Source organism: Actinomadura sp. 6K520 (genome assembly GCF_004349245.1).
In the GTDB taxonomy this organism is placed as follows: Bacteria; Actinomycetota; Actinomycetes; order Streptosporangiales; family Streptosporangiaceae; genus Spirillospora.
The window spans coordinates 99,629-115,560 of sequence record NZ_SMLC01000005.1 but is presented as its reverse complement, the minus strand read 5'-3'; the positions used below and the strand labels follow the sequence as shown (position 1 = coordinate 115,560).

Genomic DNA, 15,932 nt, shown 5'->3' with positions numbered 1-15,932 from the left:
GGTATGGAAGCGCGGTAACGTGTGGAGTTGACCGGTACTAATAGGCCGAGTGGCTTGAACACACAATTCGTTCAAGGTGAATCGCTGTGTGAGTTGTTCGCGTCCCTGTGTGGTTCTCAGGAAACAACCCTGGGTGACCCGTGGTTGTATAATTGAATGCTGAGCGTTGTGCTCGGACGTTGACTTGCCCGCCCTGGTGTATCGGGTGGTGCGTTGAGACGTTCGGTGGTTTTGGCGAAGGGGAAACACCCGGTCCCATTCCGAACCCGGAAGTTAAGCTCTTCAGCGCCGATGGTACTGCATGGGAGACTGTGTGGGAGAGTAGGACACCGCCGGACTTATATTATGGGGAGGGCCCCGCCGTTATGGCGGGGCCCTTTCTCATTTCTATGAGCCGCTTACTCGTCCATCACTGCTTTCGCGTAATTGGCAAGCGAACGGTTGTAGAGCGGTAGATGGCGTGAGAGTGCGCCCAGCGCGAGCGCCGCGGCCTCCCGGTCGCGTCCGAGATCGGTTAGCGCAAGTGCCAAGAACGCGGTAACGGCGTCGTCCAGCTCGTCGGACACGGCATCGCATTCTGCGGTGAGGAGGGCGACGCTTTCTTCGGCCTGGCCCAGGTTGCGGAGCGTGCTGGCGTACTGGATCGTCGCTGGACGCCGACGTTTCTCATCGAGGCCCGCCGCGAAGGCGATGCGGTAGTGCGTGGCGGCCGCCGCCTCATTTCCGATCGAGTCATGGGCCGATGCCAGCTCGTAGTTCGCAACGGCGTCGTCGGCAGGAAGCTCGGCGGTCAGTTCCTTGACCTTCGCGAGAAAGTCCTCCGGCTCGTGGTCGTCGAAGGTGGCCCAGAGTTCGGCGATCCGCCGCTCCCAGTCCGGCCTCGTGTTGATCATCGGCCAAGGATAATGCAGGTCGGGGAGCCTTCCGTGGCCGGACTGTTGACAGTGGGGCTGACGCAACGCTTGTGCAACGTGTGGTAGGTGAGAATTAAACCAGTTCGACGTGCTCGGACCATGGTCGCGCCGGGGCCAACCCACACATTTGCACCGGCGCGGCCACCGGCCCCCGCGAATGCTCACACTCAGGTCTCCTTCGTCCGTGGTTCGCTCGGCTGCAATACGGCCGGAGCGGCCATCCCGTCGCCGAAGGCGGAGGGCCGTCGACGCGACCGGCGTGCCGGAGCGGTGAGCTTGGCCCCGTGTCGGCCTGAAGACTTGTCCCGCAGCGTTCGCTGCGATGGCCGTTGCGGAGGGTGCTGGCGCATCGGGTGGCTTGTTCGTCGGACCGGGTTGGTTGAAGTGTCGGGGCTCCTGGTTGTCAATGGCCGTTTGGAACTCCCCGTGGGCGGCCTCGAGATCTCCCCGCTGGCGGCCACGGAGTCTTCCCCAACGGTGGCCAGATAGCTCCCCACCGTTGGTGTTGGTCTGGGGGTTAGGTGAAGGGCTTCACCCCCTGCCCGGAGGTGGCTTGGGTGAGCCGGAAGCTGTCACCCTGGGTGACCACGACGTGAGCGTGATGGAGAAGACGGTCGACGGTGGCGGTGGCCAGGGTCTTGGGCATGATCTCGTCGAAGCCCGACGGGTGCAGGTTGCTGGAGACCGCCAGCGAGCGCCGTTCGTAGGCGGCGTCGACCAGACGGTAGAAGCCCTCGGCGGCGTCGGGTGAGACCGGCAGCAGCCCGATGTCGTCGATGATGACGAGGTCGGAGCGGATCAGGCGGGCCAGGGCGCGGGCGATGGAGTCGTCGACGCGGTGGCGGCGGACCAGGGCGCCCAGGTCTTCGATGGTGAACCAGGCGACACTCATGCCGGCCTCGACGGCGGCTTGGCCGAGGGCTTCGCAGAAGTGGGATTTGCCGGTGCCCGACGGGCCGCAGACGCACAGGTTCTCGCGTCGCCCGACCCATTCCAGGCCCTTGAGGGCGTCCTGGGTGGGGCGCGGGATGGAGGAGGCGGTCTCGTCCCAGTCGCCGAAGGTCTTGCCGGCGGGGAACCCGGCGCGTTTGCGGCGTGTGTTGAGGTTGGCGCGGTCGCGTCCGGCGGCTTCCTCGGCGAGCAGCACGCGGACGACTTCGGCGGGGTCCCAGCGTTGGGCTTTGGCGGTGGGCACCAGGTCGGGCAGGGCCCGGCGGATGTGCGGCAGCTTGAGTCGGCGGGTCAGCTCGATCGCCTCGGCGAGCGGGTCGCCGCCTGAGCCGGGGACGGGGCCTGCGACGGTGCGCAGCGGGGTGGCCATCAGATCGGTTCCTTGCTCGTCGTGGTGCCGGGGACGGAAGTGGGTTCAACACCGCTGGCGGCCAGGCGGCAGCCCAGCAGTCCGGCGTGATAGCGCAGGTCGTCCAGGACGGTGCCGGTGCCGGGGTGGTGGCGCAGCAGGTAGTCGATTGTCGTGGTCAGGGTGCGGTGCAGGTCCTGGGCCACCCATGTCCGCATGCTGAGCGGGGCCCAGTCCGGGCCTGGCCCGGGCCTCACCGGTCACCATCGGCAGCGTCGTCGATGGTCGGGAGGTCGACGGTGTCGCCGGTGATGTCGTCGGCGAGAGCGGGAGGGGCCGGTGCGGTGGTGCCGAAGGTGGCCCAGGCCGAGGTGCCAGGTTGCAGGCTGTGGTCCTCGCCGGGACGGGTGGGCTCGGCGTCGGCTTGGCGGGCCTGGTAGTCCAGGATCGACAGCAGGTCCTTCTCGGTGAACCGGCCGGTGATCGCGGCCGTCCCGAGGGCGCGGTCGACGGCAGCGGGCGAGTGCAGCTTGGACAGGGCGACGGCCTCGGCCATCTTGGCGGTGATCCGGCGGGTGCCCGCGGCGGCGGCCTCGACCAGCCAGGATGCCGCCCCGGGGCCGAGCATCAGGAATGCCGCCTCCTGCGCCGAGGTGGCCTTCGGGGTCCGCTCGGCGTCCTTGTCCTCGCGGGGCGGGTAGTGCGACTGGTCGACAACGGGGGTTCCGGCCGTCCCGCGGCGGTGCCGGGCTGCCTCTGCCGCGGTGCCGTCGGCGGCGACCGAGGTGACGATCAGCTCATCGCCATGGAACCGTGCCCAGACCCGGGTGTCGACCAGCCGGTGCGGCACCGAGTACCGCACTCCCTCGACCGAGATGGTGCAGTCCCAGTTCACCCGGCGGGTGGTGCCGAACGCCGCAGTGAACGGCGCCTTGGGCAGCGGGTGCAGCCGCTGGCGTTCCTCGGCCAGCAGCTCGACCGGCTTGCGCTTGGTCTCGCGGTGGACACGGCCGTTCACCTCCTCGCAGAAGACCCGGCAGGCCGCCTCCAACTGCGAGAACGTCCGATACTCGGCCAGCAGGTTCACCTCGGTCGGGACCAGGTCGGCCTTGGCGATCCGCACCGTCGCCTCCGATCCGCCCTTGGACTCCGGATCGGCCGGGACACACGTGCGGATGGTCATGCCATAGTGCTTGGCGACCTCGACGATCTCGGCGTTGCGGACCGCGATCCCCGCGACATGGCCGGTGGTGACGGTCTTCTCGTTGTCGGTCAGCGCATAAGCCGGCACCCCGCCGATCCTGCGCAGCGTCGCGTCCAGGCACGCGGTGATGGTCGGCAGCGTCTTGTCCCAGACCGGGATCACCACCCGGAACCGCGACCAGGCCAGCCACGCGCACCACAAGATGGTCTGCCGTCCGCCGATCAGCGGGCCCCAGCCCCAATCCCACTGCAGCCACAGGCCCGGCTCGACCGTCCAGGGCCGGTAAACGCGGTGGCGGCCGAGCCGGTACTGGGCCTTGGCCTCGGCCACCGTGCGGCGGGTGGTGCGCTCCCCGCCGGTGAAGCCCATCGCGACGATCCGCTTATGCACCACATCGGCGCGAATCCTCCCGCGGGAACGGACCACCAGCTCCTCGATCTTGGGCAGGTAGGCGTCGATCGCCCGCTCCCGGTGCCGCCGCTGCTCGGGCGCCTGCCCCGCAGCGCGCATCTTCACATACCGGGCCACCGTGTGGTGGTCGCACCCGGCCAACTCGGCCGCAGCACGGTAACTGCCCGTGAGGTCGTACGCCTCAAGGATCTCCATGATCTCCCTGCTGTTCTTCACCCGCTCGACTCTCGCCGACCGGGAACGATCACGATCAAGCGGGGAGATATCTGGCCGTCCCTGGGGAACTTCGTGGCCATCAGTGGGGCGGTATCTGGCCGCCTACGGGGAGCTTTCCACGGCCGCCGTCACCTGGTGCACGCGCCGTCTAATGCTGCGAGGTCCGAGTGGGATGGTGTACCGCCTGGTCTGGCCGGTGGCACCTGTGAGACGCCGCCTAAAGGCGAGCCGGATCGGCGATCGGGGGTCGCGTCGGACCTGGTTGGTGGTGGAAGTCGGCGTTCTCAGGGTGCCTGAGTAACGCGAAGTCGAATGCCGGTGATGCGCCTGCGTCGATGAAACGCACCGTCAGTAGTGGTCGGAGCGGTATCGGGATAGGCGGAGTTCGTAGCCGGTCGATTCGCCGGCTCCGGTGAGCGCTTGGCCGGTGCTCGTCGCGGCGGTCCAGATCCAGGCCTGCACGAACCGGATGGCCTCTCCGGCGGGCGCGGCGCCAATCGTTTCCTTTACGGCGAGCCGTAGTCGCTGCAGTTCTTCCACGCTTGCGGCTGCATGGTCGAGCGCTCGCTGGTGGCCATCCTGGCCGGTCGCTTCCGCCAGCTGGACGGCCGAGCGGAGGGGGTCCGGGTCGGCCGGTCGGCCGGTCTTTGGAGGCTCGGGCGGACGGCCTTTTCCGATGCCCTCGATCGCCTCGGTCAGGAGGGTCAACGCCTGGAGTTCGCTTGAGTCGCCGTTGCTCCAGATCTTGGTGAGGAGCGGCACAACCTGTCGCCAGGTGATGTGGGCCAGGCGCGCGTCGGTCGGCTTCGGTGGCGTCCATGTCATTTCAGGCGTGAGGTAGGTGAGGTCGATACTGCGGGCTGGGTGGTGGTGGCGGGCGAGTCGGAGGTAGGTCGGAATCTGCGCTGGGCGATGGCTGGACGCTGCGGCTTTGAGTTCGATGATCCAGAGCCGGTCGGCGAACAGCACGGCGTAGTCCGGTGCCGCACCGGCCTCCCCGTCGTGGCGCCGCGGTAGGTCGAATTCGTCGACGAACGAGGGAAGCGTCGCCCATTCCTCGGTGCCGAAAGAGAGTCCGTCCAACGCGAGCAGGAAGTCGCGTCCCCGGGGGGCTCGGGGCGTTGCGGCTGTTCCACCGTGGATAGGGGCCGTTGAGGATCAGCATGGTCAGGAGGCGTTGGTAGTATTCCTCCCGGCCGAGTTCGAGATCTCGCAGCAGCCGTAGGGCAGACTCACCGATCACCATGTCTCGAAGCTACGCCGCTGAGATCCCGCGAACACCTGGTCCAGACGGGTCTGGTTCAGCGTGACCGATACAGGTCGTCGAGATGCCGCCGGCCGGTCAACGTTTGGAGGCAGCGAGAACTGTCGCGTTGACGTCCAGGGAAGGGGCGGGCCTTGCCCGCTGGGAAGGGCGGGCAAGGCCCATTGGGGGTTCAGGTCAGCATTTGATCCAGTGTCCGGGGTTGGTTTCCATGATGCTGCTGGTGGTGAAGACGTTCCACAGGCCCAGGTTCTGATTGGAGCCGTTCGCGTAGGTGGTGCCCATCGAATGGTGGGCTCTTCCGGCGGTGGTGTGGGCGTAGTTCGACGCGGTCACGCACTCGGGGGTCTCCGTGGGAGGAGTGGTCGGCGGGGTGGTCCCGCCGTCGGTGATGGCCGTGACCATGTTCACGACCGCTCTCATCTGCGGGCCGGTTTTGAGGGGGTACTGGGCGGACTGGTAGCCCCACCAGTCCCAGCAGCCGCGAGGGTTGCTCGCCGCCGTCAGCGTGGCCTGCGGGTAGAGGACGATCATGTCGTTGGTGTCGGCGTACTCGTTGAGGTACGCCTTGTCCATGAAGGTGTCGCCGATGTTGCCGTAGTACTGGTAGCAGCCGTGCAGCGCGACCATCAGCTTGCAGGAACCCTGCTCGCAGGACTGCGGGATGTAGGCGAATCCTTCGTCGCCCATGCTGATGGCGGTGGCGTCGCCGCCGGGGACGTAGGCGTTCTGGTCGAACCGGATCAGTTGTCCGGTCAGGGACGAGGCGGCGGGCCGCAGGGTGCCGTACAGGTGGGTCAGCATGTCCCCCACGGCGTCGCCGCCGCAGTCGTTGATCCAGGGCGACTGGGTGACCGAGCAGGCGCCGGGGCCGATGGGGCTGATCCAGGCGTGCCCGGCGGGGGAGTCGTGCTCGTAGACGACGTCGGCGCCGAAGTCGCGGTAGTAGGTGGCGAGGTCGTCATTGACCGCCTGGGCGACGGTGGTGTCGGACGTGCCGTGGTACAGCCACACGGGGTCGCCCGACAGGTTGCCCACAGGGTCGACCGTGCCGGCCGCGGCGCGGTCGCGGGTCAGCTGTTCGAGTTGGGCGGGGGTCTTGCGGGGCAGGTAGGTCGCCATGCACGCGTTGAGCGCGGTGCTCAGGCTGTTCTGCGCGCAGTCGTAAGCGCCGGCGGAGAAGACGCCGGCCCCCTGGAAGAGCTTGGAGTAGGCGACGTGGAGTTGGTTCGCCATGAACCCGCCGGACGACACTCCGCTGACATGGGTGGAGCTGATGTCGTACTCGGCGAGCGGGGCGGGCGTCGGTTCCGGGACGGCGGCGTGGACGATGGACAGTGAGGTCGTTGCCAGGGTGGCGGCCATGAGCGCGGCCCAGATTCCCTGTTTTGTCCTCAGTCGCATCTGACCTCCTAGGACGGGGTGGTGCCGTCATCGTCCGGAGATTCGTGTGCCGTCCACCAGATCGAGCGCGAACACAATCACCTAGATCAACATGGAGAGCACGGCCACGGCCGCGGCGGACGGCCGTAACGGTGCAGGGCAGGGCGCGTCGCTGAGGGGTGGGGGTTTTCCGGGAGTTGGGGGTGAAACTGCCGGACGGTCGCCGGGGACGCCGTAGGCTGCTCGGGTGACTGAGAAGCTGTGGCAGATCGAACCGTCGGGGCCGCTGCGCGGGGACGTCACCGTGCGGGGGGCGAAGAACGCGGTCAGCAAGCACATGGTCGCGGCGATGCTGGGGGACGGGCCGAGCACCATCGGCAACGCGCCGGACGTCGGCGAGGTCGGGATCACGGCGGGCATGCTGGAGCACGTCGGCATGACGGTGGAGCGGTCCGACGGCGACGTGACGGTCGCGCCGGGGCCGGTGGCGGACCCGAGCGTCGGCAAGGCTTTCACCGGGCTGAACCGCATTCCGATCCTGATGCTGGGGCCGCTGCTGCACCGGGCGGGTGAGGCGTTCGTGCCGATGGTCGGCGGCGACCCGATCGGCAGGCGCCCGGTCGACTTCCACGTGGAGGCCCTCCGGGCGTTCGGGGCCGAGGTGACGCACGAGGCCGACGGGATCCACGCGCGGGCGTCGCGGCTCGTGGGGGCGCGGATCGAGCTCCCGTACCCGAGCGTCGGCGCCACCGAGACGGTGCTGCTGGCGGCCGTGCGGGCGCAGGGCAAGACCGTCATCCGGAACGCGGCCACCGAGCCGGAGATCATCGAGCTGGCGCTGTTCCTGCAGCGGATGGGGGCGCGGATCTCGTTCGCGCCGGACCGGCGGATCGTGGTGGAGGGCGTGGAACGCCTGAACGGCGCGTTGACGCGGCTGGAGGGCGACCGGATCGAGGCGTTCTCGTACCTGGTGGCGGGCCTGGTCACCCGGGGAGAGGTACGGGTGCACGGGTGCCCGCAGGACCGGCTCGTCACCGCGATCACCACGCTGACCCGGATGGGCGCCGAGTTCGAGATCACCGACGACTGGATCATGGCGTCGGCGCCGAGCGGGCTGCGGCCCGCGGCCGTGCAGACCGACACGCATCCCGGGTTCGCGACCGACTGGCAGACGCCCCTGATGGTGTTGTTCACCCAGGCGGAGGGCATGTCGGTGCTGCACGAGACGGTGTACGAGAACAGGCTCGCGTACGTGCCGGCGCTGCAGAGCATGGGCGCCGAGATCGAGGTCTACGACACGTGCCTCGGCGGCCCGGCGTGCCGCTACCACGACACGGCGGCGCTGCATTCGGCCGTCGTGCGGGGCGTGAGCAAGCTCCGCGGCGGTGACGTGACCATGCCCGACATCCGGGCCGGGTTCTCGGCGGTGCTCGCGGCGGCGGTGGCGGAAGGACCGTCCACCCTGCGGGGCGTCCACCACATCGAGCGCGGCTACCACCGGCCGGTGGAGCAGTTCCGCGCGCTGGGCCTGGCCCTGCGGGCGGGCTAGCGGCCGACGGTCGCGGTGGTGTCCGGCTAGGTGAACGTCATTGCGCCGCCGATCGGGAGGTCGCGCCAGAGCGGCGCCGTCTCGTCCAGGCGGCTCAGGACGCGGTCGACGATGGGCGCGTCCTCGGCCGGGATCGAACTGCGTTCGGCCCACGCGGCGTCCAGGCTCCGCCCGGCGGCGCCAGGCGAGGTCGCACAGGCCCGCGAGGTGCTCCGACCTGGCCATGTCGCCGCGGTCGGTCCTGCTGAGGGACGCCCCGCGCTTCTTCAGCCTGCGCTGCTCGCGGGCCCGCCTGCGCGGGTCGCCAGGCGTGTCGGAGACCGCCATGAACTCGCCCCCACCCGCCGCGGCCCGCCCGTAGACGCCGTACGACAGCCCCAGCTCCGCCTCCACCAGGTAGTGGACGAGTTCGTGCGGGATCTCGTCGTCGTACGCGGGCGCGGGGTCCATCCGGCGGGGCCCGTGACCGGGGAGGGTGACGACGGTCGCGTACCGGCGCTCACCCGTGCGTTCGGCCTTGACCTCCATGTCGTCGGGCCAGGGCGGAGACCTGCCAGCACGCATTCCAATTTCTCCTACTACCGCGGGCGTGACTCGGCGTGCGGCACGCTGGCGCGCACGGCCGTCAGCCTGAAGGACGCGGAGGATCCACCGCATCTGCTCGCAGTTTCGAACGAGCCGCCCATCCCTCGTCGGTGAGCGTGACCACGTACTCGATCACCGATCTGGTCTTGCCTGTACGGCCGGGAACAGGTACCTCCACGGTGATCTCCTTGAGCACCCTCGCGCGCCCGGCGCGGACGAGGGCCTTGAGCGTGTTCAGATGAACTCGTCCGGAGCCGCGGTTGCTCATGCGACCGTCGTCGCCGACACTCCGCAAGGCATCGGCCTGTGCCGTGGTGCGCACCTCCGAGTCGTCGTAGCGACGCTGCCGGGATCCTTTGCCGGCCTTGTACAGGTCGTAAGCCACCTGCGAGCTTTCCATGCCGGCAAGCGCTGCGATCTCGGTGACGGAATACGGGCTGACGGTGCCGGGGCGCCCCGGCCGGGCGGACGCCAACTCCCTCACCGTCTGGACGCGGACGCCGACTGCGCCGTAACGGATCGCCTCGATATGGCGAATGTGGGCCTCCTCGATCTGCGCGACCCGGATCGGCGTGACCGAACGGCCGAACTCCTCGCCGTACCTTTCCCGGACCCGGGTCACGTCCGCGACCGACTCCAGGGCGGTGTGGCCGTAAGCCTCCCGATGGACGAAGCCTCGGGTGCGGGCCACGCGTCGGGCGGCGCGGGCCTTCTTCATGCCGTCACCGCCCTCGCTGACCGGCTTGCAGGCGATCGCGAGGGCGACGTTGCGGCGCGCAGTACGGGCTGAGACCTCCAAGGTCACCTGCCTGATCAGGGAGACGGCTCTGATGAGCCTCTGCTCGGGGTCCCTGCAACCGCGAAGACCGTCAATCGCCGGCTTGGCGAGCTTGGCGGCGTAGGCGTCGATCTCCTCACGCGCGGCCTTGTCTCTGCCGGGCGTATCCCCGCGGCCGTCACGGTTCCCGAGCTTTTCCAGCCGTGTCAGTAGTCTGCGTACGTTCTTGTTCACTGCATGCTCCGGTCCAGCATGAAGGGGCCACGGCGCGATACTGCCTCTCGGGAGCCAGGTGGCGGGCTCGCTCTCCGACGGGAAGGCACCAGGTCCGCGAGAGCGCGATCTCGTGACGGCGCCTCCTAGAACGGTTCGGGGCCGGGTCCCAATCGAGGCCCGGCCCTCCCTCACGCGGTTGCGAGACCGTCCATCCCGCCGGTGGACGGCACACACCGCTCACGGCACCAGTGCGGACGGCTGTGCCGGACACAACTCGATGCCCGGGGGCGGCTTGGGTCCCCTCTTGTGTTCGAGCGAAGTGAAGATGTCAGGCACCCAGCTGCCATTCGGCAGCTTGTCCCATACGGACACCGCGTAGAGCGGACGGCCGTCACCGGGCATCGAGATGGACTCCCCGTCACGGATCTGGCAGACGACCTCGATCGTGTCGCCCTCGCGATAAGTCGCCCTCTTCTTGGCGTGCTCACTGGCCAGGTTGGGCTGTTGGTACGCGTACGTGATCCCGTTGGGCGCGTTGACGATCGTCGTCATACGGTGATGAGGAACGTGGCCGCCCTGGCCCATGAGGTGCGTCCACAGGGCGGGTCCGACCACGGTTACCAGCGGCCCGCCGAGGGCGCCGGCAAATCCGATCCAGGCGACTACGACCGCGGTGTTGTGTCGGCGTTCGCCCCGCCGGAAGCACATGTGCCGGCGCCAGAATCCACGCTGTGCGGGGAGCGTCGGCGGATCGGCGCATGAGTCATCGTCGGCGGGCTCCTGGTCGGGAGTCGGCTCGGTGAGCACCCCCGGGTCCGAGTGGGGACGCGACCGGGTGCCGTCGGCCGGGGACGTGGTGGACGCAGGTGCCTGCCGGGCACGATCGGGCAGTCGGGGAGGCGGTATGCGGCGCTCATGACGCTGGTTCGGACTCGTCGCCGAGCCGTGGCGGATAACCGGCCTGCGCTGGCTGCCGTGGCGATCGCCCTGGTTAGAGGGTGCTTCGAACTCTTCGTCTGTCATCTGGTTCCTTTGGGGAACTCAACTGAAAGATGCACCCGGTCGGAAGCTCCGGAGGTCGGGGGATCCGGTGAGCCGCATCTGCTGGATTGGTTGCGCCGAACGGACATGAGAATGATCTAGGTCCGTTCAGTCCGCTGCGACGCGAGGGGGTGGAGAGGTTAGCGCTTGACCCGCTCCCCGCCATAGGGATCATGCCGTCGCAGGGATCCGCCGCCGGGGCGGGTGGGGCGGCTCGCACTTAAGCTGTGCCCGCTTCTCCGCCAAGCTGCAGTTCCCATGGGAACAGATCTTACGGCTCTTCCGGGAGTGGCGGGACGGGTCTGTGCGACAACTCGCTGGCCAGTGGCATCCATAGTTGGTTCGCGTCGTGCACTGGATAGCCCGGGGACGCTTCGGGAAACTCAATGAGAACAGGTTCTATTATTCCGGGAAACTGGTATAGGCCAGTCAGCTGATCTGCAAGAATGGTTGGCATTCTCCTAAATCGGTGTACGGTTTGCTCGGGCGAGTCGGTGGGAGGGGCGGGGTCGCCGGCGGCGACTGTGCCCTCCATGGCATGACGGAGGTGTTGGTTGACAGTCTCTCGTGACTGCCCGGCCACGTCTGCGGCGAAGTTCGCATCTGCGGGAGCGGGCGCTGTCGGCTATCTCCGAAACCGGACATCACACCCTCTCTTGCCGGGCGCGACGACCGGCTGGGGGCAGGCCGCCGGGCTTCTGGCTCCTTGGACGAAGCGCTTGCGCCTCTCGATGGGGTGACACACGGGCCGGCGTTCCGCGCAGCTGGGCGGTGGGCCCATAACACCGGCAGTCAGTGTCCGCGCCGAGGAGCTTCCACGCCCAGAGAGCCCGTCAACCTCCGGGAGAGGTGAGGGGCGGGAGTAGCGGCGGGCGGTACGCCAGATCGATAAGTCAGCATTGAGGCCATTTTGGATGGATTTAAGGAACTTCTGTGCCTCACATTTTGGTCACCCCAAAGGAGGGGGGAGGGTGGCCAGGCCCGGCCACCATCGGCTGGAAAGGGAAAGAACGGGAGGTCTTGTGTACAAGGCACGCCACAGCGAACTTCTACAAGTTCGTGAGGATGGTGCTGAGGGATGGGGTCGTTATGCTGACTCATCCCGAACAAAAGGATCTTTGCCACGAAGTGGAATCTCGCATGAAGACGTGATTCGGACGAATGTCGACGATGTCCTGATCCCCCTTGACGCCATGGCTGCGTATCCATTCCCGCGAACGGGTCGCGTGCAGCGCCGCAAGCGCGCACTCTTGTACGGATGTCACGCCACGTCCTGTCAGAGGAACTCACCGCAACTACTTCGCCCCCCCATGCCTTGATCGGAATCCTCATGCGCACACCTGTGCTTGCCAGACGCCCCGATGACGGAGAACCACCGCCGATGCCCGCGGAAGTCCGCGCACTCGTCGCGTTGCACACCGGCATCGTCGTCCTGGCCGCGTCCGGATACCTGCTCGCGGGAGCCATCACCGGTTCCTGGGTGCCCAACCCGTGGCCGGCCGGGCTCATGACCCTCTACGTGACCGGGGGGATCGCCCTCGTAGGCCATTCGGTGTGGCGGGGGGTGACGGGACGAGCCGCCATCGACACCGAGTCGCTGGACGCCATCAAAAGTCGCTGCATCCAAGAAGCGGCCCAGCGTCCTGGTCCCGCGTCCGCAGTGGCGCTGCGCCCGGTCCTTCCCCATCCATGCACGAGTTGGGTGTACACCACCATCACGGCGCAACGGCTCGGGTCCCATTCCTCGGGGGCGGTCGACGTCTCCTTGCGGACGACGCCGGGCTGGGCACTCACACGCCGAACCGCGTGGCAACGCGGCCTCGTACTCGTCGGCGGTGCGGACGCTCACACGGGCCAGGTCACGGGCGGGAACGTGGGGACGATGGAGGACGGTTCCGCGTCGCCTGGAGCATTGAGCACCAGCCGGCGTGGCGGCCGGTAGGCGGCGAGTCGGCTGCCGCGCCGACGGCCACTGAACGTCCGCAGGTAAGGGAGGCGGAGGCGGCGCGGCTCTCCGCCAAAGCCATGGTTCACCTCCCTGGCGACGCTAACGCTTGGGACGCCCGCGCCGTCGAGCGGGATGCCGACACACCTCGCATCCGCACGGAAGGATCACGCGTCCGTTAACAGGCGGGAATACATAGACTCTGCCCCGGCACATCTGATGCCGGCCTGTTCGGCACAGCTCTGAGACTGCTGACCGAGCGCTGGGTTCGCCCTCGTCCGGTGCGGGCGCTTCAGGACCTGGGATCGTCATGGTTGCAAGAGTGCGGTTGTGGACGCGTCTGTAGGCAGGAACTCTACGGCTCAGAGATGCAGCGAGTGAGTGACTGTTTACAGGAGCCAGAGGTACATAGGGCTCGATGCTTCCCGAGGAGCCGGCAACCGAAGGTCGCCGGCTCGCTCTCCGTCGGCGTGGGGATGGCCGGAAGATACAAGACGGGACGCGGAGGCGGTGGGCACGCTGGAGTCATGAATCTGGATAAGGCATCTGACTTCATGGCCATGCACGCGCGGACGCTCGACCGGCGCCGGTTCGAGGCGCTGACCGGTCGCGGCGACCCGGGAGCGCTGCTCGCCGCGCTGAACGCCTACCGGAACGCCGACGGCGGCTACGGCCACGGACTCGAACCCGACCTGCGGTCGCGGACCAGCCAGCCGGGGCCCGCACTGCACGCCTTCGAGGTCTTCGCCGAACTCGCGCCCGCCACGGCGCCCGAGGCCGTCGCGCTCTGCGACTGGCTGGAGTCGGTGACGCTGCCGGACGGCGGGCTGCCGTTCGCGCTGCCGATCCCGGACCCGGCGGGCTGCGCGCCGTTCTGGACGGGCGCCGATCCGGCGGCGTCCTCGCTGCAGATCACCGCGGTGGTGGCGGCGATGGCGCACCGCGTCGCCGTCCACGACAAGGCGGTCGCCGCGCATCCCTGGCTCGACCGTGTCACCCGCTACTGCCTCGACGGCGTCCGGGCGAGGGACGAACTGCACGCCCTGGAGCTGGCGTTCGCGGTGTGGCTGGCGGACGCGGTCGAGGACACCGAGGTCCTGGCGCTGCTCGGCGCGCACATTCCGGAGAACGGCCTCGTCCATGTCGAAGGCGGGCTGGAGGACGAGATGATGCGGCCCCTCGACTTCGCGCCCTATCCCGGCCGTCCCGCCCGGGCGCTTCTCGCGCCGGAGGTCGTGGCGGAAGAACTCCGGCGCCTGGACGGGCAGCAGCAGGACGACGGCGGGTGGACGGTCGACTTCGCCAGCTACTCGCCCGCCGCGGAACTCGAATGGCGCGGGTACACGACCGTCAAGGCGGTCGCCATCCTGACCGCCGACACCGCGCGGTAGAACGCGGCGCGTCCGGGGAGCCGTGACATGCTCGAGACGCAGGTCACATCCGACCCGACGGAGGCTCCCGATGGACAACGGCCCTGGCCACACGGCGCTGACCCCCCTCGCGTTCCTCAGACGGTCGGCGGAGGTCTTCCCCGGCAAGACCGCCTACGCCTACGGGGACCGCCGTGCCACGTACGGGGAGTTCGCCGCCGAGACGACGAGGCTCGCCAACGCGCTGCGGGCGTCGGGGATCGGGCCGGGGGACCGGGTCGCCTACCTGGCGCCGAACGTCCCGGAACTGCTGGTGGCGCATTTCGCCGTGCCGCTCGCCGGGGCCGTGCTCGTCGCGGTCAATACCCGGCTGGCGGCGGAGGAGATCCGCTACATCCTCCACCATTCGGGGGCGAAGGCGCTGGTCGTGGACGCGGGCCTGCATCCGTCGGTGGCGCCGCTCGCGGACGCGCTGCCGCAGGTCGTCACGGTCCCGGCCGCCGGCGCCGACCCCGACCCGGCGGTCCGCGGCATCTCCTATGCCGAGCTGCTGGCGCGCGGCTCGGACGACCCGCGGGCCTGGGACGTGGACGACGAGAACGCCGCCATCTCGATCAACTACACGTCCGGCACCACGGGACGGCCGAAGGGCGTCGTCTACACGCACCGCGGGGCGTACCTGAACGCGCTCGGCGAGGTGACGCACTCGCGCCATACCCCGGACAGCGTCTACCTGTGGACGCTGCCCATGTTCCACTGCAACGGGTGGTGCACGCCGTGGGCGCTCGCCGCGATCAGCGGGACGCAGGTGTGCCTGCGCGCCGTCGTGGCGGGGGAGGTGTGGCGCCTCATCGACACCGAGGGCGTCACGCACCTCAACGCCGCGCCGACCGTGCTGGTGGCGATCGCGAACGCGGCCGAGGCGCATCCGCTGGAGCGGCCGCTGACCGTCACGACCGCGGGCGCGCCGCCGAGCCCCACGATCATCGGGCAGATGGAGGAGCTCGGGGCCGGCATCGTCCACGTGTACGGGCTCACGGAGACCTACGGGCCGTACTCGGTGTGCGAGGCGCAGCCCGGATGGCCGGCGCTGCCCCCGCCCGACCGGGCGCGGCTGCTGGCCCGGCAGGGCGTCGGCATGATCCAGACGGACGGGCTGCGCGTCGTCGACGACCAGATGAACGACGTCCCGGCGGACGGCGAGACGCTCGGCGAGATCGTCATGCGCGGCAACAACGTCATGAAGGGGTACCACCGGGACGAGGAGGCCACCGCGAAGGCGTTCCGGGGAGGGTGGTTCCACTCCGGCGACCTCGGCGTCCGCCACCCGGACGGCTACGTCGAACTGCGCGACCGGTCCAAGGACATCATCATCTCCGGCGGCGAGAACATCTCCACGGTGGAGGTGGAGCGTGCGATCGACTCGCATCCGGCGGTCCTGGAGGTCGCCGTCGTCGCGGTGCCGGACGAGAAGTGGGGTGAGCGCCCGAAGGCGTTCGTGGTGCTCCGCGACGGGCACGCCGCCACGGAGGCCGAGCTGGTCGGGCACGTCCGGGAGAGCCTCGCCCGGTTCAAGGCGCCCGACTCGGTGGAGTTCGTGGCCGAGCTGCCGAAGACGTCCACCGGCAAGATCCAGAAGTTCCAGCTCCGGGAGCGGGAGTGGGCCGGCCTGGGCCGCCGCGTGCAGGGCTGACGGCGCCGCGCGCCGACGACGCGAGAACGCCCGCCGCCCGGGGCCTCCGGCAGGTGAGGACCG

General features: G+C 68.9%; 13 protein-coding genes and 1 rRNA gene. 6 read left to right on the top strand and 8 right to left on the bottom strand.

What is annotated here, in order from left to right; translation table 11 throughout:
- Positions 1–221 precede the first annotated feature (221 nt).
- Positions 222–338, top strand: a 5S ribosomal RNA gene (rrf, locus tag E1289_RS03195).
- A gap of 60 nt (positions 339–398) precedes the next feature.
- On the opposite strand, the gene E1289_RS03190 is transcribed toward rrf, so the two are convergent.
- From E1289_RS03190 to E1289_RS03165, 6 genes are all read right to left on the bottom strand, one after another.
- A complete protein-coding gene (locus tag E1289_RS03190; protein ID WP_131975071.1) occupies positions 399–893 on the bottom strand; it encodes a tetratricopeptide repeat protein in 495 nt (164 codons plus the stop codon).
- Between the two features lie 538 nt (positions 894–1,431).
- Positions 1,432–2,235: an IS21-like element helper ATPase IstB gene (istB, locus tag E1289_RS03185; RefSeq protein WP_131975069.1), complete on the bottom strand. Its 804-nt coding sequence runs from the start codon at positions 2,233–2,235 to the stop codon at positions 1,432–1,434.
- Positions 2,235–2,471, bottom strand: coding sequence for a hypothetical protein (locus tag E1289_RS03180; RefSeq protein WP_131975067.1), 237 nt, complete (start codon positions 2,469–2,471; stop codon positions 2,235–2,237). Before E1289_RS03180 ends, istB begins: the two co-directional genes overlap by 1 nt.
- Positions 2,468–4,045: an IS21 family transposase gene (gene istA, locus E1289_RS03175; RefSeq protein WP_131975065.1), complete on the bottom strand. Its 1,578-nt coding sequence runs from the start codon at positions 4,043–4,045 to the stop codon at positions 2,468–2,470. The genes E1289_RS03180 and istA overlap by 4 nt, the downstream gene beginning before the upstream one ends.
- A 348-nt stretch (positions 4,046–4,393) precedes the next feature.
- Positions 4,394–5,128, bottom strand: a complete 735-nt coding sequence (locus E1289_RS03170; RefSeq protein ID WP_131975063.1) for a hypothetical protein — start codon at positions 5,126–5,128, stop codon at positions 4,394–4,396.
- A gap of 358 nt (positions 5,129–5,486) precedes the next feature.
- On the bottom strand, positions 5,487–6,713 hold the full coding sequence (locus E1289_RS03165) for a PHB depolymerase family esterase (protein WP_131975061.1): 1,227 nt from the start codon (positions 6,711–6,713) through the stop codon (positions 5,487–5,489).
- 226 nt (positions 6,714–6,939) lie between these two features.
- Between E1289_RS03165 and murA the strand changes: the two genes are divergently transcribed.
- Positions 6,940–8,241: a UDP-N-acetylglucosamine 1-carboxyvinyltransferase gene (gene murA, locus E1289_RS03160; RefSeq protein ID WP_131975059.1), complete on the top strand. Its 1,302-nt coding sequence runs from the start codon at positions 6,940–6,942 to the stop codon at positions 8,239–8,241.
- Between the two features lie 223 nt (positions 8,242–8,464).
- On the top strand, positions 8,465–8,602 hold the full coding sequence (locus E1289_RS37935; protein ID WP_165970308.1) for a hypothetical protein: 138 nt from the start codon (positions 8,465–8,467) through the stop codon (positions 8,600–8,602).
- A 264-nt stretch (positions 8,603–8,866) separates the two neighbouring features.
- Here the strand turns inward: E1289_RS37935 and E1289_RS03150 are convergent, their stop codons facing one another.
- Together E1289_RS03150 and E1289_RS03145 are read right to left on the bottom strand one after the other, a co-directional pair.
- On the bottom strand, positions 8,867–9,838 hold the full coding sequence (locus E1289_RS03150; RefSeq protein WP_131975057.1) for a hypothetical protein: 972 nt from the start codon (positions 9,836–9,838) through the stop codon (positions 8,867–8,869).
- Positions 9,839–10,057: 219 nt separating this feature from the next.
- Positions 10,058–10,843, bottom strand: coding sequence for a hypothetical protein (locus E1289_RS03145; RefSeq protein WP_131975055.1), 786 nt, complete (start codon positions 10,841–10,843; stop codon positions 10,058–10,060).
- Between the two features lie 1,399 nt (positions 10,844–12,242).
- Here E1289_RS03145 and E1289_RS03140 point away from each other — a divergent pair.
- The 3 genes from E1289_RS03140 (at position 12,243) to E1289_RS03130 (ending at position 15,869) form a co-directional block, all read left to right on the top strand.
- Positions 12,243–12,803 (top strand): hypothetical protein, encoded by a 561-nt coding sequence (locus E1289_RS03140; protein WP_131975053.1) that lies wholly within the window; start codon positions 12,243–12,245, stop codon positions 12,801–12,803.
- Positions 12,804–13,333: 530 nt separating this feature from the next.
- Positions 13,334–14,197 (top strand): hypothetical protein, encoded by an 864-nt coding sequence (locus E1289_RS03135; protein WP_131975051.1) that lies wholly within the window; start codon positions 13,334–13,336, stop codon positions 14,195–14,197.
- Between the two features lie 70 nt (positions 14,198–14,267).
- On the top strand, positions 14,268–15,869 hold the full coding sequence (locus tag E1289_RS03130; RefSeq protein ID WP_131975049.1) for an acyl--CoA ligase family protein: 1,602 nt from the start codon (positions 14,268–14,270) through the stop codon (positions 15,867–15,869).
- Positions 15,870–15,932: the final 63 nt, after the last annotated feature.

Excerpts from the sequence above, each read along its gene's own strand:
- E1289_RS03190 (WP_131975071.1), bottom strand. The coding sequence starts at position 893 with ATGATCAACACGAGGCCGGACTGGGAGCGGCGGATCGCCGAACTCTGG.
- istB (WP_131975069.1), bottom strand. The coding sequence starts at position 2,235 with ATGGCCACCCCGCTGCGCACCGTCGCAGGCCCCGTCCCCGGCTCAGGC.
- E1289_RS03165 (WP_131975061.1), bottom strand. The coding sequence starts at position 6,713 with ATGCGACTGAGGACAAAACAGGGAATCTGGGCCGCGCTCATGGCCGCC.
- E1289_RS37935 (WP_165970308.1), top strand. The coding sequence starts at position 8,465 with ATGTCGCCGCGGTCGGTCCTGCTGAGGGACGCCCCGCGCTTCTTCAGC.
- E1289_RS03145 (WP_131975055.1), bottom strand. The coding sequence starts at position 10,843 with ATGACAGACGAAGAGTTCGAAGCACCCTCTAACCAGGGCGATCGCCAC.
- E1289_RS03140 (WP_131975053.1), top strand. The coding sequence starts at position 12,243 with ATGCCCGCGGAAGTCCGCGCACTCGTCGCGTTGCACACCGGCATCGTC.
- E1289_RS03135 (WP_131975051.1), top strand. The coding sequence starts at position 13,334 with ATGAATCTGGATAAGGCATCTGACTTCATGGCCATGCACGCGCGGACG.
- E1289_RS03130 (WP_131975049.1), top strand. The coding sequence starts at position 14,268 with ATGGACAACGGCCCTGGCCACACGGCGCTGACCCCCCTCGCGTTCCTC.